The organism is Methylophaga sp. UBA3192 (assembly GCA_002363955.1).
Lineage (GTDB): Bacteria > Pseudomonadota > Gammaproteobacteria > Nitrosococcales > Methylophagaceae > Methylophaga.
Window position 1 is genome coordinate 57974 of sequence record DEXE01000002.1, and the last position, 23427, is coordinate 81400.

22 protein-coding genes are annotated in these 23427 nt (G+C 45.0%); 17 read left to right on the plus strand and 5 right to left on the minus strand.

Annotated features, from left to right (window positions below; translation table 11 throughout):
* Positions 1–173 precede the first annotated feature (173 nt).
* The 3 genes from B2337_RS00335 to B2337_RS00345 are packed head-to-tail and all read left to right on the plus strand — an operon-like array spanning position 174 to position 2008.
* Complete coding sequence (locus B2337_RS00335) at positions 174–506, plus strand: hypothetical protein (RefSeq protein ID WP_278355613.1); 333 nt, start codon at positions 174–176, stop codon at positions 504–506.
* A 35-nt stretch (positions 507–541) separates the two neighbouring features.
* Positions 542–1066, plus strand: coding sequence for an SRPBCC family protein (locus B2337_RS00340; RefSeq protein WP_278355612.1), 525 nt, complete (start codon positions 542–544; stop codon positions 1064–1066).
* A gap of 57 nt (positions 1067–1123) precedes the next feature.
* Positions 1124–2008 (plus strand): YncE family protein, encoded by an 885-nt coding sequence (locus tag B2337_RS00345; protein WP_292414891.1) that lies wholly within the window; start codon positions 1124–1126, stop codon positions 2006–2008.
* Between the two features lie 23 nt (positions 2009–2031).
* On the opposite strand, the gene trmL is transcribed toward B2337_RS00345, so the two are convergent.
* Both trmL and B2337_RS00355 read right to left on the minus strand, forming a co-directional pair.
* Positions 2032–2496, minus strand: a complete 465-nt coding sequence (trmL, locus tag B2337_RS00350; protein ID WP_278355610.1) for a tRNA (uridine(34)/cytosine(34)/5-carboxymethylaminomethyluridine(34)-2'-O)-methyltransferase TrmL — start codon at positions 2494–2496, stop codon at positions 2032–2034.
* A 2-nt stretch (positions 2497–2498) separates the two neighbouring features.
* Positions 2499–4109, minus strand: coding sequence for a LysM peptidoglycan-binding domain-containing protein (locus B2337_RS00355; protein ID WP_292414892.1), 1611 nt, complete (start codon positions 4107–4109; stop codon positions 2499–2501).
* A 394-nt stretch (positions 4110–4503) separates the two neighbouring features.
* On the opposite strand from B2337_RS00355, the gene B2337_RS00360 reads away from it, so the two are divergent.
* The 3 genes from B2337_RS00360 to B2337_RS00370 are packed head-to-tail and all read left to right on the plus strand — an operon-like array spanning position 4504 to position 7176.
* The gene (locus tag B2337_RS00360) at positions 4504–5307 is read left to right on the plus strand and encodes a DUF2797 domain-containing protein (protein WP_292414920.1); all 804 of its coding nucleotides are present in this window, start codon (positions 4504–4506) and stop codon (positions 5305–5307) included.
* A 5-nt stretch (positions 5308–5312) separates the two neighbouring features.
* Positions 5313–6332 carry a quinone-dependent dihydroorotate dehydrogenase gene (locus tag B2337_RS00365; RefSeq protein ID WP_349676072.1) on the plus strand — a complete coding sequence of 340 codons (1020 nt, stop codon included), beginning with the start codon at positions 5313–5315 and terminating at the stop codon, positions 6330–6332.
* Position 6333: 1 nt separating this feature from the next.
* A complete protein-coding gene (locus B2337_RS00370) occupies positions 6334–7176 on the plus strand; it encodes a mechanosensitive ion channel family protein (protein WP_292414893.1) in 843 nt (280 codons plus the stop codon).
* Here B2337_RS00370 and gloB read toward each other — a convergent pair.
* On the minus strand, positions 7173–7943 hold the full coding sequence (gene gloB / locus B2337_RS00375) for a hydroxyacylglutathione hydrolase (protein ID WP_292414894.1): 771 nt from the start codon (positions 7941–7943) through the stop codon (positions 7173–7175). The genes B2337_RS00370 and gloB overlap by 4 nt on opposite strands.
* Positions 7944–7966: 23 nt before the next feature.
* Here gloB and B2337_RS00380 point away from each other — a divergent pair, with 23 nt between their 5' ends.
* The 7 genes from B2337_RS00380 to dapB all read left to right on the plus strand — a co-directional run bounded on the left by B2337_RS00380 (position 7967) and on the right by dapB (position 14628).
* Entirely contained in the window at positions 7967–8692 is a 726-nt protein-coding gene (locus B2337_RS00380) for a class I SAM-dependent methyltransferase (RefSeq protein WP_278355604.1), read from the plus strand.
* Positions 8692–9135 carry a ribonuclease HI gene (gene rnhA / locus B2337_RS00385; protein ID WP_278355603.1) on the plus strand — a complete coding sequence of 148 codons (444 nt, stop codon included), beginning with the start codon at positions 8692–8694 and terminating at the stop codon, positions 9133–9135. Before B2337_RS00380 ends, rnhA begins: the two co-directional genes overlap by 1 nt.
* Before the next feature lie 3 nt (positions 9136–9138).
* Positions 9139–9864, plus strand: a complete 726-nt coding sequence (gene dnaQ, locus B2337_RS00390) for a DNA polymerase III subunit epsilon (protein WP_292414895.1) — start codon at positions 9139–9141, stop codon at positions 9862–9864.
* Between the two features lie 102 nt (positions 9865–9966).
* On the plus strand, positions 9967–10515 hold the full coding sequence (gene grpE, locus B2337_RS00395; protein WP_292360625.1) for a nucleotide exchange factor GrpE: 549 nt from the start codon (positions 9967–9969) through the stop codon (positions 10513–10515).
* A gap of 100 nt (positions 10516–10615) precedes the next feature.
* Positions 10616–12538: a molecular chaperone DnaK gene (gene dnaK / locus B2337_RS00400; RefSeq protein WP_292414896.1), complete on the plus strand. Its 1923-nt coding sequence runs from the start codon at positions 10616–10618 to the stop codon at positions 12536–12538.
* An 81-nt stretch (positions 12539–12619) separates the two neighbouring features.
* Positions 12620–13732 carry a molecular chaperone DnaJ gene (gene dnaJ / locus B2337_RS00405; protein ID WP_292360622.1) on the plus strand — a complete coding sequence of 371 codons (1113 nt, stop codon included), beginning with the start codon at positions 12620–12622 and terminating at the stop codon, positions 13730–13732.
* An 86-nt stretch (positions 13733–13818) separates the two neighbouring features.
* Complete coding sequence (dapB, locus tag B2337_RS00410) at positions 13819–14628, plus strand: 4-hydroxy-tetrahydrodipicolinate reductase (RefSeq protein ID WP_292360620.1); 810 nt, start codon at positions 13819–13821, stop codon at positions 14626–14628.
* 4 nt (positions 14629–14632) lie between these two features.
* On the opposite strand, the gene B2337_RS00415 is transcribed toward dapB, so the two are convergent.
* Together B2337_RS00415 and mrcB are read right to left on the minus strand one after the other, a co-directional pair.
* Positions 14633–15211: a tetratricopeptide repeat protein gene (locus B2337_RS00415; protein ID WP_292360618.1), complete on the minus strand. Its 579-nt coding sequence runs from the start codon at positions 15209–15211 to the stop codon at positions 14633–14635.
* Between the two features lie 8 nt (positions 15212–15219).
* Entirely contained in the window at positions 15220–17523 is a 2304-nt protein-coding gene (gene mrcB / locus B2337_RS00420; RefSeq protein WP_292360616.1) for a penicillin-binding protein 1B, read from the minus strand.
* A 286-nt stretch (positions 17524–17809) separates the two neighbouring features.
* Between mrcB and B2337_RS00425 the strand changes: the two genes are divergently transcribed.
* The 4 genes from B2337_RS00425 (at position 17810) to tkt (ending at position 23051) form a co-directional block, all read left to right on the plus strand.
* Positions 17810–19126, plus strand: coding sequence for a YjgN family protein (locus B2337_RS00425; protein WP_292414897.1), 1317 nt, complete (start codon positions 17810–17812; stop codon positions 19124–19126).
* A 2-nt stretch (positions 19127–19128) separates the two neighbouring features.
* Positions 19129–20286: a M48 family metallopeptidase gene (locus B2337_RS00430; protein WP_292360612.1), complete on the plus strand. Its 1158-nt coding sequence runs from the start codon at positions 19129–19131 to the stop codon at positions 20284–20286.
* A 195-nt stretch (positions 20287–20481) separates the two neighbouring features.
* Positions 20482–21036: a thioredoxin family protein gene (locus tag B2337_RS00435; protein ID WP_292414898.1), complete on the plus strand. Its 555-nt coding sequence runs from the start codon at positions 20482–20484 to the stop codon at positions 21034–21036.
* A 26-nt stretch (positions 21037–21062) separates the two neighbouring features.
* Positions 21063–23051: a transketolase gene (gene tkt / locus B2337_RS00440; protein WP_292360608.1), complete on the plus strand. Its 1989-nt coding sequence runs from the start codon at positions 21063–21065 to the stop codon at positions 23049–23051.
* Positions 23052–23427 lie beyond the last annotated feature (376 nt).

Sequence of the window (23427 nt, forward strand, 5' to 3'; positions counted from 1 at the left end):
TTAATTTTGATATGTATATGGCAATTTTAAGGATAAATACAAAAAAACAAAAAACAGGAAAAAGTCATAACAATAAGCGTGACATTTTCCCTATGTGATATGGGGTGTCTGCTCTATTTGGCAGCAACAGACAGTCTGTAGCATAAGTCAAGTTTTTATTGGAGCCCTTATTAATGAAAAAAAGTTTAAATAATATTGTCATATCAGTCTTTCTGGTCCTGTGGACACTAAATATAGCTTCTGCAGAATCGGCCCCATCCATACCAATAGCAGAGTTTGAATTTGTTAAGATTTTTTCTGGTAAAGATGCTGATTTTGTAAAAGATAAATTAGGTGAGCCAGCAGAAATAATGAAGCGTGAAAATGAAAGTGGAACAGTGGAATTCTGGATTTATAAAAATATTGTCAAAATTGGTAATACAGATAAAACATATAAATACACACAAATTGGAATTATAAATAATTATATTGAGACTTTAGGGAATACAAATAGAAGTCCTGAATAAATTTTATATCTTTGAAAAATAGAAAAGGTTGGAAAGTGAATACAATTATTAAGAAATTATCTTTGGCTGGTTTAAGTTTGGTCTTTATGAGCAGCAGCGTTTTTGCTCATGGACCCACTCCGCAGCGTGTCGATGAACAGATTATTATTGATGCTGATGTTGCGACGGTGTGGCAGCAGGTTATGGCCTTTGACCAACTGGATAAATGGCACCCTGCCGTCGAATCTATAACCATGCAGGACGATTCAACCAGAATTGTAAAATTGAAATCCGGTGGTGAAATCACTGAAAGCCTGGACGAGTCAGATGCTGAACGGCATTACATTGGCTATCGGTTATTAACTGAAAATGTCGAAGCGATGCCAGTCAGTTTTTATACTATCGGCATTGAAGTCGAAGCGGCTGATAAAGGAAGTCAGGTGATCTGGAGCGGACGCTTCTATCGTGCAGATACTGGTAATTTTCCACCAGAAAACTTAAATGACGAGGCTGCAGTTAAGGCAATGACGGAGTTTGCCACATCTGGACTGGAAGGTTTAAAAGCCTCATTGGAAAAATAAACCGTGATGCTTACTAAGACATTAATATATTGCGTCGCATTATTACCAAGTATGGTTATGGCCGATGATTTTTATATCACCAGTCAGGCCGGTAATCAGTTATCTGTATTTGATTCTCAAACGACAGAAATTAGAGATTCTTTTGATGTGTCTGCCGCGCCAGTGATGATCGCCATTGATAAGCCGGATAATGCCATTTATTTATCTCATCCTGAACAAGGAAAAATATCAGTATTAGATCTTAATAGTCATGAATTAATCAGCGAAATTAGAACCGGCGGGCAGCCTTTTGCAATGGTTATTGATAGCCAAAAATCGCAGATGTTTGTTACAGACTGGTCAAGAAATACTGTATTGGTAATCAACACGACCAGTAAGCAGTTGGTTGATTTACTCGCAGTAGGAGAAAGTCCGGCAGGTATTGCGATTGATGCTGTTGGCAGAAAGGTATTTGTGGCAAACCGCGAAAGTAATAATGTGATGGTGCTGGATGCAGATACTCCCGATCTGCATGCTACGATTGAAACTGGCGAACGCCCTTATGCCGTGGCATTTAATCCGCATAACGGTCATTTGTATGTTGCTTGCGTACATGATGACTCATTGACTGTCATTGACTCGAAAAGCTACAAGAAAATTGCTGACCTCAAACCTGGCCGTGCACCGTATGGAGTTACGGTCAGTGATGATGGTAAACAGTTTTATGTGGTGAATCAGAATGATAATACCCTGGTCGAATTTGATGCAAAGAGTTTAGCAATCAGTAAGACCATCAGAACCGATAAAATGCCAGAAAGTGTGGTTCTTTCAAACGATCAGCAACATGCCTATGTCACAAATTGGTTTAGCAATTCACTGTCAATTATTGATTTGCAGCAAGCAAAACAAATTCAATCAATTCCACTTAAAGATGGGCCGCGCAGTATCAGCTCTGCCCAGTAAAACCAGAGGAGCGGTGGCGTGTCTCACACCGCTCCGTTATAACCCAACTGTCTCCATGCCTCATAAAGAATAATTGCTGTAGCATTGGAAAGATTCAAGCTGCGACTATCTGTATGCATGGGAATACGGATTTTCTGTCTATCCGGTAATGAGTCCAATATTGTTGCAGGTAACCCCCGGGACTCCGGTCCAAACAGTAAAACGCTCTCATCCAGAAAGTTTGCCTGATGATGAAATTGTTTAGCCTTGGTAGTACAGGCAAATAGCGGACGATTGTTTTGCCACTGCTGGAAGGCTGCAAAATTACTATGCACTTTTACATCAGTAAACTCATGATAGTCCAAACCGGCTCTTCTGAGGCGTTTGTCATCCAAAACAAAAGCCAGTGGTTCAATCAGATGCAACTGTGCCCCTGTGTTGGCACATAGACGAATGATATTCCCGGTATTTGGCGGGATTTCAGGCTCATAGAGCGCAATGTGAAGCACGACTAACTGTGACTGATTTGTAATGTCGGATCGACGTAGAGAGTCAATTTCTGTCCTGGTTGCAACAAAGTGCGATCACTTAAACCATTCCATTCCTTGACCTTGTCCACCGTAACATTAAATTTACGGGAAATGGTCCACAGCGAGTCACCATTGCGAATAGTGTAGTTAATGGTTTTTAATTTTGACTGGGTCTGTTTTGGTTGCCAAATAACCAATTGCTGACCAGAGTGCAGAACATCCGAAGGCGTTTTATCATTCCATTGTGTCAGTTCAAACACATCAACCGTATACGCTTTGGCAATATTCCACCATGTGTCACCAGCTTTGACTGAATAATTCAGTTTTTTGCCCTGTTGTAATCTGCGATTGTTGATGGCATTTTCTTCGGCCTCATCGGCTTGGGCGGTGGATATGGGAATCAGCAAATGCGCGCCTGCACGTAGAAAGTTAGAAGTAAGTTTATTGGCTTTTTTCAGTTCAGGGACAGTCGTCTGATGCTGAGAAGCAATCGTGCTGAGTGATTCACCCGGTTTTACTTCATGACGTTTCCAGCGCAGTAGATCTTCATCAGAGAGACCTGACAATGCTGTTTTAAACGCGCTGACTTTGGTTGAAGGTAATACCAGTTTATGAGGGCCTTGCGGCGCAGTCGCCCAACGGTTGAAACCAGGATTTAACAAGTACAACTCATCCAGCGTAATCTCGGCCAGATCGGCTGCCAGAGATAAATCGATCTGGCTGCCTACATTAATCACACTCAGGTAAGGTTCGTTGTTAATGGGACTGAGTGTTAAATCATAGTGTGCAGGTTGTTTAACCAAATGGGCCAAAGCGAGTAATTTTGGTATGTAAGCCGTTGTTTCTGCTGGCAGTTCCAATGACCAGAAATCGGTTGGCAAGCCAGCTTCTTGATTTTTCTTGATGGCACGACCTACAGTGCCTTCGCCCGCATTGTAAGCCGCTATTGCAAGTTCCCAATCATTAAAATCATTATGCAGTTTTTGTAGGTAATCCAAAGCGGCAGTGGTGGATTGAATGACGTCACGGCGGCCGTCATACCACCAGTTTTGTTCAAGGCCAAATACTCTGCCCGTAGCAGGAATAAATTGCCATATGCCCGCTGCTTGTCCAGATGAAAGTGCGAACGGCTGGTAACCACTTTCTACTATTGGCAGCAGAGCAATTTCCAATGGCATATTGCGTCGATCCAACGCATCGACAATATGGAACAGATAGGGGCGAGCACGTTCAACGACTTTATCAACGTATTCAGGATTATTAACAAACCAGGTCAGCCGGTTTTGTGTTTCCGGTTGCAGGCTATGATATTCAGACAGTCCATAACCATCACGAATCCGTTGCCAGACGTCAACGGTTTGCGGTGCAACAGCTGAATCATCATCCAGAACGGATAAGTTTAAATCCTGAAGACTCAGTTGAGTGAGATGATTTTTTTTCCAGTTGGTATGTTTTTTTAGAGGACCATGAGAGGTATTTTGAGGAGGATCCGCGCTGACCGTTTCGGTATGTTTTGAGGTGGTGCTACAGCCGCTGACAAGCACTGAAAGCACTGCAAATAGAGGCCAAAGCCGTTTTTTAATTTTTAACATAACGGATTATCATAATGTCGTAAGTTTATAATCGTGCTCAATTTATACCTTAATAAAACATCAATGACCAGCCTTTAACACACCTTTACGATTATCGGTTTTTAAAGCCATCGTTTCCAGCTGTGTACAGTCCTCCGGTATTGTTGAGATTTCATAGCCGGCTCAGTTTAAGTCGGAAATGGGATTGCTGGATAAGACTTTCGTTCCTCCTCATACTCACCAATAATCAGGCTTTAAGTTATTACCGGCCATGTAAAAAAACGGTCATCTATTGTGTCTCAGAATAATTATTACACGACTTCTATAGGTGCCATTGTCAGGCTACGTTAAACTATCGGTTGTTTTAAACAAAAGGGTTAGCTGAGTGACAGAATTTGCAGGACAGCTCAATAAGATGCAGGTAACTCTGACGGATCAGGATGCTCCCGTAGATTACAAAATGATTTTGGGCGAGCACCAAGTGCCAATGAATCGGCTTGTAGACGAAAACATACAGTTGATTTACGCGGGCGAAATCCGCTGTCAACATTGTCAGCGAAAGACAAAAAAAAGTTATAGCGGTGGCTTTTGCTTTCCCTGTTCACAAAAACTGGCACAATGCGATTTATGTTTTATGAAGCCGGAATTGTGTCACTTTGCACAGGGCACTTGCCGGGAGCCGGAATGGGGTGAGCAGGTCTGTATGCAGGACCATATTGTGTACCTTGCCAACAGTTCGGGTATTAAAGTGGGCATTACCCGCATCTCGCAAATTCCGACTCGATGGGTGGATCAAGGAGCCACTCAGGCTTTACCTGTTTTTCGGGTGAGCAGCCGTTACCATTCAGGTTTAGTTGAGGTTATGTTCAAACAGCATGTATCTGATCGTACGGATTGGCGGAAAATGTTGCGTGGATCGGCTGATTATATTGATCTGGCTGAACAGCGAGATCGTTTACTGACAGAATGCGCTGACGAAATCCAGCTGCTGCAACATCAGGTGGGGGAAAGTGCTATCACGATTTTTACTGATGAGAAGCCGCTGGAAATAACTTATCCTGTTTCACAATATCCGCAAAAAGTCAGTTCATTGAACTTTGATAAAACCCCGGAAATTACGGGAAAGCTATTAGGCATAAAAGGGCAATATCTGATCCTCGATATTGGCGTATTAAATATCCGCAAGTTCAATGGTTACCAAATAACAATGAAGGTGTAATGGTAATGTATCGTCTGCTACGAGACCTGATGTTCAAAATGGATGCTGAAAGGTCACACCATATTGGTATGACTGGTCTGAAGTGGTTGGAAATGTCTGGCTTACTTGGCTTGGCTGTCCCGAAAATACCAACAGTACCAGTTCATGTCATGGGATTACGTTTTCCTAACCCAGTGGGTTTAGCCGCTGGTCTGGATAAAAATGCCGACTATCTTGAAGCCCTTACGACACTGGGGTTTGGTTTTATAGAAGTCGGTACAGTGACACCAAGACCACAACCTGGCAATGCCAAACCCCGATTGTTCAGACTGCCTGAAGCAGACGCCATAATTAATCGTATGGGCTTTAATAATCTTGGTATTGACCATTTGCTTGAGCAGGTTCAGGCCGCTCAAACTGATGCCATTATTGGCATTAATATTGGTAAAAACGTTGATACTCCGGTCGAAAAAGCATTGGATGACTATCTGATTGGACTGGAAAAAGCCTACCCACATGCGGATTACATCACCATAAATATCTCTTCACCCAATACGCCGGGATTACGTAATCTGCAATTCGGTGAAGCATTGGATAAATTGCTGGATGCGTTGAAAAAACGCCAAACAGAACTTGCCGAGCAATGGCGACGTTATGTGCCGATGGCCGTTAAAGTAGCGCCGGATTTAACTTTGGAAGAAGTGCAGCAATTGGCAGAATGTTTTAGTCGCTTCAGGATTGATGCTGTCATTGCAACCAATACCACCCTGTCCCGAGAGGCGGTTGCCGGATTACCGCATGCCGATGAGGCGGGAGGGTTGAGTGGCCGTCCGGTATTTGCTAAATCAACTGAAATTGTTCAACAATTCAGACAGGCTTTGCCAGTCGAAATGCCGATTATTGCTGCTGGCGGCATTATGAGTGCAGAAGATGCTATGCAGAAAATTGAGGCAGGGGCAGAGTTGGTGCAAATATACAGTGGCTTGATTTATCAAGGCCCAAAATTAATTCAAGATATTGTCAAAACCATTCAAGTAAGGAGATAACATGGAGACCGGAACAGGCAGCGTCATAGGCGATATTCTGCTGAGTATTTTCTTTGCGACCTTGATTGTCATTATTGGTCGCACAGTGGTTAGCTGGTTAGTGAAGCTGTCTCGTAAAGTGATGGTCAGGGCCAATATGGATCCGATCCTGATCAATTTCTGCAGCTCGATTATTAATGTACTGTTGTTGCTGTTTGTATTGATCGCCGCACTGGATCAGCTGGGTGTAAATACCACATCAATGATAGCCGTACTGGGGGCTGCGGGCTTAGCTGTCGGTTTGGCGTTAAAGGATTCATTACAAAACTTTGCGGCTGGGGTAATGCTGATCATGTATCGCCCATTCAAAATCGGTAATTTTGTGGAAGTCTCGGGTGTAATGGGTATCGTTGAACAAATCACCATCTTTAATACCGTAATGCGTACCCCCGATAATCGCGAAGTCATTGTTCCCAACGGCAAAATTTACGCCAATACGATTACCAATTTTTCGGCACGGGATACCCGACGCATCGATATGGTATTTGGTATCAGCTATGAAGATGATTTATTGAAAGCCAAACAAATTATGACCGATATCGTGACCGGACATGAACTGGTATTGAAGGATCCCGCGCCGATTATCCGCATTGCTGAGTTGGGTGACAGCTGTATCACCTTTAATGTATGGCCATGGGTAAATTCTGCTGATCTGGCCACTGTGAGAGCGGATTTGATTGAAACTATCAAACTGGCATTTGATGCTAACGGCATCAGTATCCCTTATCCACAAATGGATGTGCATTTTAATAATGTTGATGCAGCAAATGAACCATCCACTCAGGACAAAAACGAATCAGCCTAAAAATTATCTTTCCAGGCGCGTAATACCTTAAATACCGCCAGAGGGCTCTCGAGCGGCTGACCAGCGTAGGCTTCAGCCGCTTTAATTATTGCGGCATCATCACAGCGTAAAAACGGATTTGTCTGTTTTTCCTCCAGCAAAACGGAGGGAACCGTTGCGATATGCTGTTCTCTCAAGGCTTCAGTTTTCTTTAAGCGTTCATGCAGAGCCGGATTATTTTTATCTACCGCCATGGCAAATTGCAGGTTTGCCAGAGTGTATTCGTGGGCACAGTAAATATAGGTAGTATCTTTAAGTTGTTTGATTTTCCCTAATGAAGCAAACAACTGTTCCGCCGTACCACCCAACAGACGGCCGCAACCTGCTGCAAATATGGTATCGCCACAGAATAGGTTATCCTCTACTAAATAACTGATATGTCCTGGAGTATGGCCGGGCGTGTCCATTATTTTAAAGTGGGGAAAGGATGGGTGTAACAATTGATCTGCCTGTGCGTACAAAGGGGTATCAACAGTTTTAATATGTTCTCGCTGTGGACCGAAGACCGGTAAATCATATAAATCATCCAGACGACGGATACCACCAATATGATCCGCATGATGATGCGTGACTAATATAGCAGCAGGTTGCAGATCATTTTTTTCCACAAATTTGATCACCGGCCCGGCATCACCCGGATCGACGATTAAGACATCACGGTTATGGGCTGACTGGATCAACCAGATATAATTATCACTGAATGCCTTTACAGCATGAATTTGTAACATTTTTTACTCCGCCGGAATGGCCTATGTGCGATTATAAAGAGCATGACCTAGAGATGACACAATGGTGGCAATCTTCGCTTGCCCGCTACTTGCAAACCCAGGAACAGCAATGGTTGCAGTATCGACAGGCGAAATTACATGGTTATTTTCAACTGCAGTTTGGCGGACAAAAACTTATCCTGCCGCCTTCAATACGCCCTGCTTATCAGGCTCTAATGGGTATGGAGGGGCAATTTCATGCACAAATTGAACAATTACCCTTTAAAACAGACAGTGTCGATGTCATGTTATTACAGCACGTTGTGGAATTTTCCAGACATCCACATCAATTGTTACGGGAAGCAGACAGAGTATTAAGCGAAGACGGCACCCTTATTTTATTATGCTTTAATCCATTTAGTTTCTGGGGCTTGCGACGGTTATTTTCGTGGCAAGATAAACTGCCCTGGCGCGGCCAGTTTTTTTCGCGTCAACGATTAAAAGACTGGCTGGCATTACTGGATTTTGATGTAATTGAAGCCCGTTCCATTATCTATTGTCCACCATTGCAAAATGAACGGTGGATCAAGCGCAGTGGTTTTTTGGAGCGGTGGGGCCGACGTTTGTGGCCTTACTTTGGTGGCGTAACGGCGATTGTGGCGAAAAAACGTACGATACTGGTGACCCCGTTGCAAAGTCGGTGGCAGGATAGAAAATTATTTCCCAGACCACAACTGGTGACCCCTTCAGCAACACGAAAAGAGCATTAATGGAACAGGTTGAAATTTTTACCGATGGTGCATGCAGTGGCAATCCCGGTCCCGGTGGCTGGGGAACCATATTAAGAGCCAAAGGCACAGAAAGAGAATTGTCTGGTGGCGAAAAAATGACCACCAATAATCGCATGGAAATGATGGCCGTCATTGCTGGTCTGGAAGCATTGAAAAGGCCTTGTCATGTCACCATTACCACTGATTCACAATACGTGATGAAAGGCATGACGGAATGGTTGAAAGGCTGGAAAGCTAAGAACTGGAAAACGGCCGCCAGACAACCGGTAAAAAATGCTGATCTCTGGCAGCGCATGGATGCGGCATCACAGCCACACAAATTGGAATGGCAATGGGTTCGGGGTCATGATGGTCATCCGGAAAATGAACGTGCCGATCAATTAGCCGTCGATGCCCGAACGCGAATAGCAATACAGGATTAAGCCATGGCAGAGCAAACCAGTCAGCGTCAAATTGTCTTAGATACTGAAACCACCGGTCTGAGCACCGCTGATGATCACCGCATTATCGAAATTGGCTGTGTGGAGCTGGTCAACCGTCGGCTGACCGGTGAAACCTTTCATCAATACATTAATCCACAACGTGCCATTGATGCAGGGGCCATGGAGGTGCATGGCATTACCAATGAATCATTGGCAGATAAACCTGTTTTTGCCGATATTGCTGAAGATTTCCTGCGGTTTATAGAAGGCGCTGAACTGATTATCCACAATGCAGCGTTTGACGTGGGATTCCTCAATCATGAATTCACCAAGTTAGGTCATACGTCTCAGATTGAAGATATCTGCTCAGTGTTGGATACGCTGAAACTGGCAAGAGACAAACATCCCGGACAGAAAAACAATCTGGACGCGTTATGCAAACGTTACGGTGTAGATAATTCTAACCGCGAATTGCACGGCGCTTTACTGGATGCCGAGATCCTGGCAGATGTTTATTTAATGATGACTGGTGGGCAGGTCAGCTTAACATTAGCTGCCGAGCAATTTGAGCCACAGCAGGATATTGAGCAGAATGATCTCACTACAATCGAACGTCCACGCTCGGTATTAAAAGTGATTCAGGCTGATACTGCCGAACTGGCTGCTCATCAGATGATGCTCGAAAAATTGCAAGCCAGCAGTGATGGAAATTGTGTGTGGCTTAAATAACGTTGAAATTGTTTTAACAAAAAGTTCTGTCCGCCGCTTGAAATCAGATTTTTGACCCCCAAATAGCAGCTTTGTGTTGAGCAAAGCGGAATCTGATTAATCATGAGCAACGAAGAAATCGAAAAAGCGACGGCGGAATCTGAGCCGGTCGAAACCTCACCTGAAACAGCTGAGTCAGCGGAATCTGAAGCAGATGTTGTAAAACAGCTGGAAGATGCCCGTAACAAAGCCGATGAACATTGGAATGAATTGCTGCGTGCCAGAGCCGATCTGGAAAATATGCGTCGCAGACATAGTCGTGATCTGGAAAATGCCCACAAACATGCGCTGGACAAGTTCGTAACAGAACTGTTGCCTATTTGTGACAGTCTGGAATTTGGTCTCAACGCAGCAAAAAATGAAGATGCCAAGCTCGAAACAGTGCGAGATGGCATGGAAATGACACTCAAAATGTTTATGAGCTCGATCGGTAAGTTCGGTCTTGAACAACTTAATCCTGAGGGCGAGGCTTTCGATCCTGATCTGCATCAGGCCATGGCAATGCAGCCTGCAGAAGGCGTAGAAGCTAACCAGGTATTGAATGTTATGCAGAAAGGCTACCGCTTCAATGGACGTCTGTTACGTCCTGCCATGGTAGTGGTCTCTCAATAACCGGACGAAATTTAAGGGCTTGAAATCAAAATTTCCTGCCCCATCTATTATCACAACGGCTGGAATAGCCAGACGAACTTAGTACGATGGAGAAAAGATTATGGGTAGAATTATTGGTATTGACTTGGGTACGACCAACTCATGTGTAGCGGTGATGGAAGACGGCAAAGCCCGTGTCATCGAAAACAGTGAAGGCGATCGCACAACCCCGTCAATTGTTGCATTCAACAAAGATAACGAAGTGATGGTAGGTCAGTCTGCTAAACGTCAGGCTGTCACTAACGCCAAAAACACCTTGTACGCAATCAAGCGTTTGATTGGCCGTAAATTCAAAGATGATGTAGTACAGCGCGATATTGATATGGTGCCGTACAAAATCGTTGAAGCAGATAACGGTGATGCCTGGGTAGAAGCCAACGGCAAAAAAATGGCTCCGCCTGAAATTTCAGCTCGCGTTTTGATGAAAATGAAAAAAACCGCTGAAGAATTTTTGGGTGAAGAAGTCACCCAAGCGGTTGTTACCGTTCCGGCCTATTTTAATGACTCACAACGTCAAGCCACAAAAGACGCGGGCAAGATTGCCGGTCTGGAAGTCAAACGTATCATCAACGAACCGACTGCCGCAGCGCTGGCTTACGGCATGGACAAAAAACGCGGTGATTCCACGGTTGTTGTATATGATTTGGGTGGTGGTACTTTTGACGTATCTATCATTGAAATTGCTGATATTGAAGGTGAGCATCAGTTTGAAGTACTGGCTACCAACGGTGATACATTCCTGGGTGGTGAAGACTTTGACCAACGTATCATTGATTATCTGGTTGCTGAATTCAAGAAAGATCAGGGTGTTGATCTGAGTAAAGATCCTTTGGCCTTGCAACGTTTGAAAGATGCTGCCGAGAAAGCCAAAATTGAGTTGTCTTCCAGCTCACAAACGGACATTAATCTGCCTTATATTACTGCAGATGCCAGTGGTCCTAAACATATGGAAATCCGTCTGACCCGTGCCAAGCTGGAATCTTTGGTAGAAGACTTGATTTCACGCAGTATGGAGCCATGCAAAATGGCGCTTAAAGATGCTGGTCTGAAAATCTCTGATATCAACGACGTTATTCTGGTCGGTGGTCAAACTCGCATGCCTAAAGTGCAGGAAGCGGTTAAAGAAATGTTCGGCAAAGAGCCACGTCGTGACGTGAACCCCGATGAAGCGGTTGCCGTTGGTGCGGCGATTCAGGCGGCTGTTCTGGCTGGTGATGTAAAAGACGTATTGCTGCTGGACGTTACCCCATTAAGCCTGGGTATCGAGACCATGGGCGGTGTAATGACTAAACTGGTTGAGAAAAACACCACCATCCCAACAAAAGCGAATCAGGTGTTTTCAACAGCAGATGACAACCAACCTGCGGTGACTATTCACGTGCTGCAAGGTGAACGTGAAATTGCTTCAGCGAACAAGTCACTAGGCCGTTTTGATCTAGCGGATATTCCGCCAGCTCCACGTGGTACACCGCAAATCGAAGTCACTTTTGACATTGACGCCAACGGTATTCTGAACGTGTCTGCGAAAGACAAAGCGACTGGTAAAGAGCAGTCTATTGTCATTAAAGCTTCCAGCGGTCTGTCCGATGAAGAAGTTGAACAAATGGTTAAAGATGCTGAGGCTCATGCTGATGAAGACCGTAAGTTCCATGAACTGGTCACAGTACGCAACCAGGCGGATGGCTTGATTCATGCCACCAATAAATCACTCACTGATCTGGGTGATAAAGTGGAAGCGGATGAAAAAGCCAAGATTGAAGCGGCCATTGAGGAGTTACAACAGGCTCTGAAAGGTGAGGATAAAGCGGATATCGAAGCCAAAACCGCTGCATTATCAGAAGCTGCAGGTAAGCTGGCTGAACGTGCCTATGCTGAAAATGCAGAAGCAGGTGAAGGTGCTGCAACAGATGACGCAGCAGCACAAAACGATGATGTGGTAGATGCCGAATTTGAAGAAGTCGATGACGACAAGAAAAATTCATAATCTTTCACACAATTAACTAAAAACAGGCGTAGGCATTGAGCTTGCGCCTGTCTTGTTTAAGAGATACAAGAAAAACAAAACATGGCCAAACAAGACTATTACGACCTACTTGGTGTATCACGCACTGCGACTGAAGCCGAAATCAAAAAAGCCTATCGTCGTATGGCGATGAAATATCATCCTGATCGTAATCCGGATGATGCAACCGCTGAAGCCAGGTTTAAAGAGGCTAAAGAAGCCTATGAAGTACTCTCTGATTCTCAAAAACGTGCGGCCTATGATCAATTTGGCCATGCCGGAGTGGATAACAGTGGTGGCGGTGGTGGTTTCAGAAGTTCTGGCGGTTTCAGCGATATTTTCGGCGATGTATTTAATGACATTTTTGGCGGAGGTGGGGCTGGCGGTCAAAGCTTTCGTGGTGCTGATTTAAGATACCGTCTTGATTTGACACTCGAAGAGGCGGTTGCCGGAACCACGGCTAAAATCCGTATTCCAGTCAACGTAGAATGTAAAACCTGTGATGGAACGGGCGCCAAACCCGGTACCCAGCCAGTCACCTGTACCACCTGCGGTGGCCATGGTCAGGTACGCATTCAACAAGGCTTCTTTACTGTTCAGCAAGCCTGCCCGCACTGTCATGGTACCGGCAAGATGATTCAGGATCCTTGTCATGACTGCCATGGTCAAGGCGTTGTACAAGAACATAAAACGCTTTCCGTTAAAGTGCCTGCCGGTGTGAACACAGGTGATCGTATTCGTCTTGCCGGTGAGGGTGAGGCTGGATCGCGTGGCGCACCTGCCGGTGATTTATATGTTGAAGTAGCCGTTAAGCGCCATGATGTGTTTACCCGGGATGGCAATAATTTATTTTCCGATGTACCGATCAGCTTTACCACAGCCTGTTTAGGTGGTGAATTGGAAGTGCCCACCTTGCAAGGTAAGGCGATATTAAAAGTACCGGAGGGCACACAAACCGGACAGCAATTCAAAATGCGCGGTAAAGGCGTTAAATCAGTCCGCACGGGTGAAGTAGGCGATTTAATGTGCCGCGTAATTATTGAAACACCGGTGAAACTATCGAAAAAACAGAAAGAGTTATTGCAGGAATTTGCCGAGACGATGGAAGGCTCTGGTGCTACTCATAGCCCAAAACACGAATCATGGCTGGATGCGGTAAAACGTTTTTTTGAATAACATATTTGCCAATTGGAAGCTGACTGGGCTATTTTTGCCAGCCAGCTTTTTTATTTTCTAAAAAACCGCCATTAAGGATATTCGTCATGGCCATTAACATTGCTATCAACGGCGCCGCTGGCCGTATGGGCCGTTGCCTGATTCAAGCCGTCGCGGAAACCGAAGGGTTACAACTATCCGCTACTATTGATCGGCCAGAGTCTTCACTGATTGGTGTGGATGCCGGCGAATTAGCCGGTGTAGGAAAACTGGGCGTTCTGTTGTCAGCTGATCTGGAACTGGCGACTCAGCAATCCGATGTGATTATTGACTTCACTATCCCTGAGGCCACCATGGCATTGTTGCCATTATGTGCCAAAAATCAATGTCGTCCGGTCATTGGTACAACGGGGTTTGATGACACTCAGAAACAGATTATTCAACACACCGCCGATCAGATTGCCAGCTTGTTAGCTCCGAATATGAGTGTTGGCGTCAACCTTTCCCTCAAATTGCTCGATATGGCCGCCCGCGTTTTAGGCGATAGCGTCGATATCGAGATCATTGAGGCGCATCACCGTCATAAAGTAGATGCACCTTCCGGCACCGCTTTACGAATGGGTGAAGTTGTCGCTGAAGCTTTGGGCCGCGATCTGAAAGAATGTGCTATTTATGGTCGTGAAGGCCGTACCGGTCAGCGCGATCGCAATACCATTGGTTTTGCGACAGTCCGCGCCGGAGATATCGTCGGCGATCACACAGTATTATTTGCTGCAGAAGGCGAGCGGGTGGAAATTACCCATAAAGCCTCAAGCCGCATGACATTTGCCTATGGGGCGATGCGTGCCTCAAAGTGGCTGATGCAGCAGCAAACGGGGTTGTTTGATATGCAGGATGTATTGGACCTGCGTAATTAAATAACTAGTAGCGCGCGGCCTGTTCGCGCGCTGATTTTGCACCCGCTCTATCACCCGACTTAGTACGGATTTCGGCTAGCAATAACCAAAAACGTTTCTGTTGGGCATTATCTCCCTGCGCATAAGACACCCCTTTTAAAGCCACCTGTTCCGCTAAGCGATAATCTTCGAGTTCATAATGTGTCTGGGCTAATTGGTAATAAACCTTGGGATCCCGCGGTGAAATTCGTTGTGCACGTTGCAAACGGGATTGAGCTGCAGACATATTACCCTGCTGTTGATATTTTTCAGCATCACTTAGTAAAGCCAGAACTGCCGGGTTACTGGGGGCTGGTGCCGGTTTGGTTGCTGGCAGCAGCTCCTCTGCTGATGTCGATTCACCCGGGGGCATGGGTATGCCCTGAGGAGTAGCTGGTTGGGTAGGGTCAGCCTTTGTTTGTGCTGAGTCCGGTGTCTGCGGGCGAGATGGCACGTCCCGGCTGTCAACCGGTGGTTTTTGTGTGACCGGAGCCGTAGTACAAGCCGATAAAAACAGGACCAGCCAGGTCATGATAAAAAAAGATTTTGATATGGTGTGTCGCATTGGAAAACCTATCTGAAAATATCTTTGACCCAGTCGATTGACCGCTTGATTGGGTTTTCAATAAAAGTTTCTTCTGGCATGGCGCAGGCTGCAGTTTCAGTCGGTTGCGTGCCGGATATAAACGGTATCTGTGTCGCATTCTCGCATAATCCATCAGCGAGTTTTCCGCTTAACGGATCAATCCAGAGCATTTCAATGCCCTCAGGCATTGCCGGTTCATAGGATTGTAACGGTTCTTGAGCAATAAACCTTGTCCACGCGCGCAAGGCACCATTAGAGCCGGTAATTGGCATTGGGCTGTTATCATCCAGTCCCAGCCAGACTACCGCCAAGCGGTTGCCAGTAAAGCCGGCAAACCAGCTGTCGCGTTGTTGATCCGAGGTGCCGGTTTTCCCTGCAGTATTGATATTCATTGGCAATTGTTGATAGATACTGCGTGCTGTGCCATTGCGGGTTACCTGTTGCAGATTATACTGCAGCAAAAACATGGGTTTTTCATCAATGCTTTGTTGCAACTGAAAAGGATAGCTCGAAAGTGGTTCTCCAACACTGTCTGTTACGGTGCGAATGGTACGTGGCGGAATTTGAAATCCTGTTGCTGCAATAGTCTGATACATGGCGGCCACCTCCAATGTCGACAAACTCTGAGCACCCAGTAGCAAGGAAGGGTAGGCGTCCAGCTTGCGTTCCACGCCGAGTCTTTTTAATGTCTCAATGACGTTATCAACACCTAACTCCATCCCCAACTGTGCAGTTGATAAATTATAAGAATTTGTCAAAGCAGTATGCAGCGGTATCTGGCCGTAGGTTTTTCCATCAAAATTTTTCGGTGTCCAGGTTTGCTGGTTAGGTAAAGTGAGGCTGAAAGATGAATCATCCAATTCACTTATCAAGGTATATCCCTGTTCAAATGCTGTCAGATAAATCGCGGGTTTAACTAAAGAGCCAATAGGCCGCATCGCATCCAAAGCACGGTTAAAACCCTGATAGCGGGTATTGCGATCGCCAATCAACGCCAGTACTTCTCCGGTTTGCGGATCTGTTACCACCATACTGCCCTGGAGTTTTGCCAGGCTTTCACCATAGGTTTTGCCTAAATCTTCAATGGTACTGACAAGCGAAGCTTCAGCTTTGTGCTGACTGATTGGATCGAGGCTGGTAAAAATCTGTAATCCTTCCGAACCGAGATCCTCATCTTTGTATTCGCGTCGTAACTGACGTTTCACTAAATCAATATAAGCCGGATAGGCTTCTTTCATCGAACGACCTGATGGCACCACATCGAGATCAGCGGTGGAAGCCAGCATATATTCTTCATCGGTAATAGAGCCTTGCTGGTGTAAAACACTGAGTACCAGATTTCGCCGGGTTTTGGCACGTTCTGGATTGCGGCGAGGATCATAATAGGAAGGGCCCTTCACCAGGCCGGCCAGTAATGCCAATTGATGTAATTTGAGATCCTGTATTGGCTGAGCAAAATAATGTGCTGCTCCCAGACCAAAACCGTGGATCGCACGATTACCGGACTGTCCCAGATAGACTTCGTTTAAGTAGGCTTCAAGAATTTCTTCTTTGCTGTAATGCCATTCCAGAATCATTGCCATTGGCACCTCCAGCATTTTGCGTAGCAATGTGCGGTCGGCAGTCAGGTAAAAATTCTTGATTAATTGCTGAGTTAAGGTACTTCCACCCTGCACAAATGCTCCAGCGCGAATATTGGCTAAAGTAGCGCGGGCAATGCCTTTGGGTGAGATGCCAAAATGATCGTAAAAGTCTCGATCTTCAATCGCTATCAACGCATCAATAAAGGCTTGCGGTGCATCTTCAAGTTGAATTAAATCGCGATCTTCATTATTCAGTGGATAAATGCCCCCAATTAAGGCAGGTTCCAGCCGGATTAATGTCAGCGATTGCTGATCAGCTGAACGAATCTGACTTAGGGAGTCACCACTGAAATCTAAAATAAGTTGTCTGGCAGGTTCATGCTCATCAGGAAAATGAAAGCCGCGGGTGGAAATCGTTGCCTGTGAAAAAGAAAAAGCAGCCTGTCCCGGCCCTTTGACCTTATCAACAAACTGATAGCCCAAAGCTTTTAACTCAATTTTCAGATCGTCAATGGATAACGGGGCGCCAACATAGAGCTCCAGCGGTCTGGCAAAAACTTTAGCCGGTAATTCCCAGCGCTTCCCTTCAAACTGGCTGCGGATTTGAGTATCCAGATAAAATGTTGCCAGCCCTAGGAGCGCCAGGAAAATAAGCAACAGCTTGAAAAGTGTTCCTTTGGAAATAAAAGCTCGACGGTTTTTGTTCAATCGAGGATTTGTTCGTTGCCGGCGAGAGGGGATGTTTTTTTTACGTACCATAGCCTGAAAAGTAAGTGTGGTGGTGGTAAAAGATCAATAAGGCCTTTTGGGCCTGACAATCCTGAAAGTTTTTGGGCTGGAGATTAACGTTATCGGTTAGCTGCTTATATTAGCAAAGTCTTTCTATTCTAACTGGAGCAATCGTTATTATCCTGTTATAAAGCTGAAGGTTGCCGTCAAGTCAGCTTGCTACAAACTTCGGCAAAATTAATTTAAACAGACAAGGAGGTCTAACGTGTCAGAGTTGCGCTATGACGTTGTTCTGAGTGGACAATTATTAGATGGATTCCATATCAAGGAAGTGAGCGAAAATCTAGCGAGTTTGCTAGCCATGACAGAAAACGCTGTTATTGAATTGTTTCAGCAAAAACATACCATGGTGATGCAGGGGGTGGATTACAAGCAGGCTCAGTTGCAACAGGAAAAATTACAGAATGCCGGGGCAGATTCGTATTTAATGCGGCATATGAAAAAGGAGCCTCGTTTAGCGACTACTCATCAGCCTTATTTATACGGGAATTCTGCAAGTGAGCAGAAGTCGGTGTTGGAACCTGAAATAAAGCCACGGGGAAGGGCATTTTTTTTCAGTGGACAAGGTGCTGAATATTTTCGGATTTGGATAGTCAACGTTGTTCTCACAATTTTGACTTTGGGCATTTATTCAGCCTGGGCTAAGGTTCGCAATAAACAGTATTTCTATGCTAATACGCAACTGGATGAAGCAAGTTTTAATTATCGAGCCGTTCCGCTGCAGATTCTTAAGGGGCGCTTGATCGCCTTTGCTTTTTTTGTTGTCTATATAGCCGTAACGTCACTTTTCCCTGCTACCGGGGTAATATTTGCTCTGTTGTTTGTCATTGTGTTTCCTTGGCTGGTTGTCAAGTCACTGACATTCAATGCTTTTTATAGTGAATATCGAAACGTGCGGTTCGGATTTGATGGTAAATATGGTGAGGCCTTTACCGTTTATATTATTTGGCCTGTTCTTGGTTTATTAAGTCTCTCTTTGCTGATGCCTTTTGCCGTATATAAACAGCAGTGTTTTATGGTGAGAAATATGCGTTATGGTGATACCGCATTTGAGTTTGAGCCTATGGTCAGTGCCTATTATAAAATCGCTCTGGCGATGATTGGCATTGTGGTCATAACATTGATTGGTGTGTTTCTGCTGGCAAGTTTATTAAACCGTGAAGCCTTAGGAGTGCTAACGATAGTGCTATCCATGATGATGTATCTCACATTGTTTGTGTTTTTCACTGTTAAAACAACGAACTTGTTGTTTAATCATGCAAAACTCGCTCAACATGGATTTTCTGCAAACTACACAACACCATCATATCTGTGGTTAGTATTAAGCAACACATTTGCGATTGTGCTCACTTTAGGCTTGTTTATACCATGGGCAAAAGTTCGAGTGGCGGCGTATAAGGCAGTACATACTAAAATGCTGGTGCAGGGTGATTTGAATCAGTTTTCCAGTACTGTCAGTCAACGTGTGGGGCCATTGGGTGAGGGTGTCAGCGATGTATTTGATATGGATGTCGGTTTTTAACAATGCAACCACTTTGGCAACGTGTGCGGATCGATGGTCTCTGGTATGAAGAAGGTGTTTCCAGACAGCGGACTGCCTTTTTACGACATATTTCCGAGCAGGATATCGAAGTTGTAGACAGTTCGGATGGCGCTCAGCTGGTTTGCTGTTCACTGGATGATCTGAAAATTTCTTCACGGTTGGGTAACACCAGTCGCCAGTTGTATTTTCAGCAAGGCCAGAAATTTGAAAGTCTGGATAATGAGACCATTGATCAACTGCTTATCGCCAAAGGGCATGGCTTTTCCCGATTCATTTACCTGCTTGAAAGTCGTTGGCAACTGGTTTTTATTGCACTGATACTATTTGTCGGGTTCGGCTATGGAATGGTGCAGTATGGTGTGCCTGCTGTGGCAAATAAAATGGCTTTTTGGTTGCCCTCAAGTGTTGCTGATCAAGCGGCCAGTCACACACTCCGTTTGCTCGATGAAACCGTGTTATCACCCTCAAAACTGCCACGATCACAGCAGGATCAGCTTTTAACGAAGTTTAAGGTGTACAGCCAACAAGTGGATTTGCCGATAACTATCCAGTTTCGACATGGCGGTAATTTAGGTGCAAATGCGTTTGCCTTGCCGGATGGCACAATAGTATTCACGGATGAGCTGGTGAAACTGGCAGAGCGGCCTGAAGAGTTGATTGCGGTACTGCTGCACGAGATTGGCCATGTGGCCCATCGGCACGGAGCCCAGTCGGTAATGCAGAATTCATTGCTGGTGGTGATGGCAATGGCTTTTGTCGGGGACACATCAGGAATTGCCGAACTCTTTATGGGGATGCCTATTGTGATGATGCAGAGTGCCTATTCAAGAGATTTTGAGCGCGAAGCGGATCGTTTTGCTTTGCGATATATGCACTTCAATCAGATAGCAGGCTCTCATTTGGCTGATCTATTGGATCGTATTGAACTCAATATCAGATGTCGTGCCTATTTTTCCTTACAAGTTGAAGATAACTCGCAATCATCCCTGTGTGACACTCCAGGTGGTTTACAACAGGCTCAACAGAAAGGCTGGCTTATCAGCCAAGCAACTGAGGGAGCGGGTTGGCAAAGTTATCTTGATTCTCACCCTGATAATGCTGAGCGCAGAGCAATGTTGGTGAATGAAGTCGCTGAATAAGTTCTGCTGACTAAAACAAGTCCTGCGACTATATCGGTTTTGTCTCAATATACAAAAACCTAGCGAACATATTCTGGCGAATTGGCTTATTTCGCATTATCTAAATTGTCTGGTAATATGCTGAACTCCAAATTGGTTTCGTGTGGTTAAAGATCACCGAAATTGCCTAAAAACAGGAACTAAAGTGAGATCTTAATGGCTTTAGAGACACCCGTCTGTGACTTTGGCCAAGCGGCCATAGACTTTGCCCTGCCGGGCACAGATAACAAAATCTGGACACTGGAAGACTGTCATGGTGAGAATGGCTTGTTAATCATGTTCATCTGTAATCATTGTCCTTATGTCAAAGCCATAATGGATAGACTGATCCGTGATACCAACGAACTCAAACAGCTGGGCATCAATTCTGTGGCAATTTCTGCCAATGATGTCGCTGATTACCCGGAAGACTCTTTTGACAACATGAAAACTGTTGCTGAACAAAACGGGTTTTCTTTCCCTTATCTGTATGACGAAAGCCAAGAGGTTGCTCAAGCCTATGGTGCGGTGTGCACGCCGGATTTTTTTGGTTACAACAAAGATCTGACATTGCAGTATCGTGGTCGCCTTGATGCCAGCCGCAAAGAAGCCGCTCCAGCGGACGTACGCCGTGATTTATTTGAAGCGATGCAGCAAGTTGCTCAAACAGGTCATGGTCCAGAACAACAGATACCCAGTATGGGCTGTTCCATTAAATGGCGAGCAGCTTAATTTTTTTTAATAGGAGAACGTAGATAATGGCTACACGTAGACATTTAGCAAATGCAATCCGTGCGTTAAGTATGGATGCAGTGCAAAAAGCGAATTCCGGCCATCCAGGTGCCCCAATGGGTATGGCAGATATCGCTGAAGTATTGTGGAATGACCACATGAAACACAACCCGAACAACCCGAAATGGGCTGATCGTGATCGTTTCATTTTGTCTAACGGTCACGGCTCTATGCTCATTTATTCATTGCTGCATTTGAGCGGCTATGATTTGCCGATGGATTCCCTGAAAACATTCCGTCAACTGCATTCACAATGTGCGGGGCACCCTGAATACGGTTATGCGCCAGGCATAGAAACGACAACTGGTCCATTAGGCCAAGGTATTACCAACGGTGTTGGTTTTGCGATGGCTGAGAAGTTAATGGCTGATCAGTTCAACAAACCTGGTCATGACATTGTTAATCACCACACCTATGTATTCATGGGCGATGGCTGTTTAATGGAAGGTGTTTCTCATGAAGCATGTGCTTTGGCTGGTACCTGGGGCCTCGGCAACCTGATCGCTTTCTGGGATGACAACAATATCTCTATCGACGGTCATATCGATGGCTGGTACACCGATGACACCGTCAAGCGTTTTGAAGCATACGGATGGCACGTTCAATCAGTAGACGGACATGATTCTGATGCTATCAATGCCGCTATTGAAGCAGCAAAAAAAGTCACTGACAAACCATCTTTAATTTGCTGTAAAACTATCATCGGTTTCGGTTCACCAAACAAATCTGCCAGCCATGACTGCCACGGCGCGGCATTAGGTGAAGAAGAAGTTGCATTAACTCGTAAAGAGTTAGGTTGGGACTACGAACCTTTTGTTATCCCTGATGATGTTTATGCTGGTTGGGATGCTAAAGCGAAAGGTGACGCTGTTGAAGCTGAATGGAACAAAAAATTCGACGCGTATGCTGCAGAATATCCAGAATTAGCTGCTGAATTCAAACGCCGTATGGCAGGTGATTTACCGGCTAACTGGAAAGACGTTACCGAAAAACTGTTTGCTGAAACCAATGAAAAAGCAGAGAGCGTTGCGTCACGTAAAGCATCACAAAACGTCATTGCTGCTCTGGCACCTACATTGCCTGAATATCTGGGTGGTTCTGCTGACTTGACCGGGTCTAACCTGACCAGCTGTTCAAGCTTCAAGCATGTTTCAGGTAAAGAGCCTGGTAACTACATCTCTTACGGCGTACGTGAATTCGGTATGTTCGCCATCATGAATGGTATGGCGTTGCACGGTGGTTTGTTGCCATTCGGTGGTACGTTCCATATGTTCTCTGACTATGCGAAATCAGCTCTGCGTATGTCTGCATTGATGAAACTGCGTACTATCGCTGTTCTGACGCATGACTCTATCGGTCAGGGCGAAGACGGTCCTACTCACCAACCTATCGAAAACACTGCTGGTCTGCGTTACATTCCGAATATGGATGTATGGCGCCCTGCAGATTCAGTAGAAGTTGCTGTGGCATGGGTTGCTGCTATTGAACGTCAAGATGGCCCAACCAGCCTGGTTTTAAGTCGCCAAGGTATTCCGGGTCGTAAGCATGATGCAGCTGACTTTGAAGGAATGCGCAAAGGTGCTTATATCCTGTCAGAAGCTAAAGGTGGCAAAGCGGATGTCATCCTGATTGCAACTGGTTCAGAAGTAGATCTGGCAGCAAAAGCACAGGAAGCATTGGCTGAAGATGGTATCAACGCACGTGTTGTTTCTATGCCTTCAACCAACGTCTTTGATCGTCAGGATCAGGCTTATAAAGACAGTATCCTGACACCAGGTGTCAAACGTGTTTCTGTTGAAGCCGGTGTAACTGACTTCTGGCGTAAATACGTAGGTCTGGAAGGCGGCACAGTTGGTATCGATACCTTCGGTGAATCTGCTCCAGGCGGTGTTTTGATGAAACACTTCGGCTTTACTGTCGAAAATGTGGTTAAAACTGTAAAAGATACTTTGTAAATCACAAACGTAAGTTTTAGCTGAGGTTAATGAGATGGCGAGTGAGTGAAAACTTACTCGTCATTCTTGTTTTTGATGAGTGTAAATTTTTTCTTGTCTGAGAAGTTAAGTGGGCGTTGAAATGGATAGGGCTCCAGCTATTAATTTACAACACAAACTATAAATTTCATTTATCTTCTGGATAAAAATAATTTAGTTTGGTTTATTAAAAGAATCCCATACACTTCATGTGAGATTGCAGGAAGTGAAATTTAAAACAATATGAATGTTTGACGAGTCTGTGTTAACACATCGTGGCGATACTGATTTTTAGCAGCATGGGTGTTGACTATGTTTAAACTTCTTTGTGTAGTTAAAACCTTAGACGTATCGTTTA

Bases quoted from the DNA above. Each gene is read 5' to 3' on its own strand.
- gloB (WP_292414894.1), bottom strand. From the start codon at position 7,943: ATGTTACAAATTCATGCTGTAAAGGCATTCAGTGATAATTATATCTGG.
- B2337_RS00335 (WP_278355613.1), top strand. From the start codon at position 174: ATGAAAAAAAGTTTAAATAATATTGTCATATCAGTCTTTCTGGTCCTG.
- grpE (WP_292360625.1), top strand. From the start codon at position 9,967: ATGAGCAACGAAGAAATCGAAAAAGCGACGGCGGAATCTGAGCCGGTC.
- B2337_RS00430 (WP_292360612.1), top strand. From the start codon at position 19,129: ATGCAACCACTTTGGCAACGTGTGCGGATCGATGGTCTCTGGTATGAA.
- dnaQ (WP_292414895.1), top strand. From the start codon at position 9,139: ATGGCAGAGCAAACCAGTCAGCGTCAAATTGTCTTAGATACTGAAACC.
- tkt (WP_292360608.1), top strand. From the start codon at position 21,063: ATGGCTACACGTAGACATTTAGCAAATGCAATCCGTGCGTTAAGTATG.
- dnaK (WP_292414896.1), top strand. From the start codon at position 10,616: ATGGGTAGAATTATTGGTATTGACTTGGGTACGACCAACTCATGTGTA.
- dnaJ (WP_292360622.1), top strand. From the start codon at position 12,620: ATGGCCAAACAAGACTATTACGACCTACTTGGTGTATCACGCACTGCG.
- B2337_RS00415 (WP_292360618.1), bottom strand. From the start codon at position 15,211: ATGCGACACACCATATCAAAATCTTTTTTTATCATGACCTGGCTGGTC.
- B2337_RS00345 (WP_292414891.1), top strand. From the start codon at position 1,124: ATGGCCGATGATTTTTATATCACCAGTCAGGCCGGTAATCAGTTATCT.
- rnhA (WP_278355603.1), top strand. From the start codon at position 8,692: ATGGAACAGGTTGAAATTTTTACCGATGGTGCATGCAGTGGCAATCCC.
- B2337_RS00360 (WP_292414920.1), top strand. From the start codon at position 4,504: ATGCAGGTAACTCTGACGGATCAGGATGCTCCCGTAGATTACAAAATG.
- B2337_RS00370 (WP_292414893.1), top strand. From the start codon at position 6,334: ATGGAGACCGGAACAGGCAGCGTCATAGGCGATATTCTGCTGAGTATT.
- B2337_RS00355 (WP_292414892.1), bottom strand. From the start codon at position 4,109: ATGTTAAAAATTAAAAAACGGCTTTGGCCTCTATTTGCAGTGCTTTCA.
- dapB (WP_292360620.1), top strand. From the start codon at position 13,819: ATGGCCATTAACATTGCTATCAACGGCGCCGCTGGCCGTATGGGCCGT.
- B2337_RS00380 (WP_278355604.1), top strand. From the start codon at position 7,967: ATGTGCGATTATAAAGAGCATGACCTAGAGATGACACAATGGTGGCAA.
- B2337_RS00435 (WP_292414898.1), top strand. From the start codon at position 20,482: ATGGCTTTAGAGACACCCGTCTGTGACTTTGGCCAAGCGGCCATAGAC.
- B2337_RS00365 (WP_349676072.1), top strand. From the start codon at position 5,313: ATGTATCGTCTGCTACGAGACCTGATGTTCAAAATGGATGCTGAAAGG.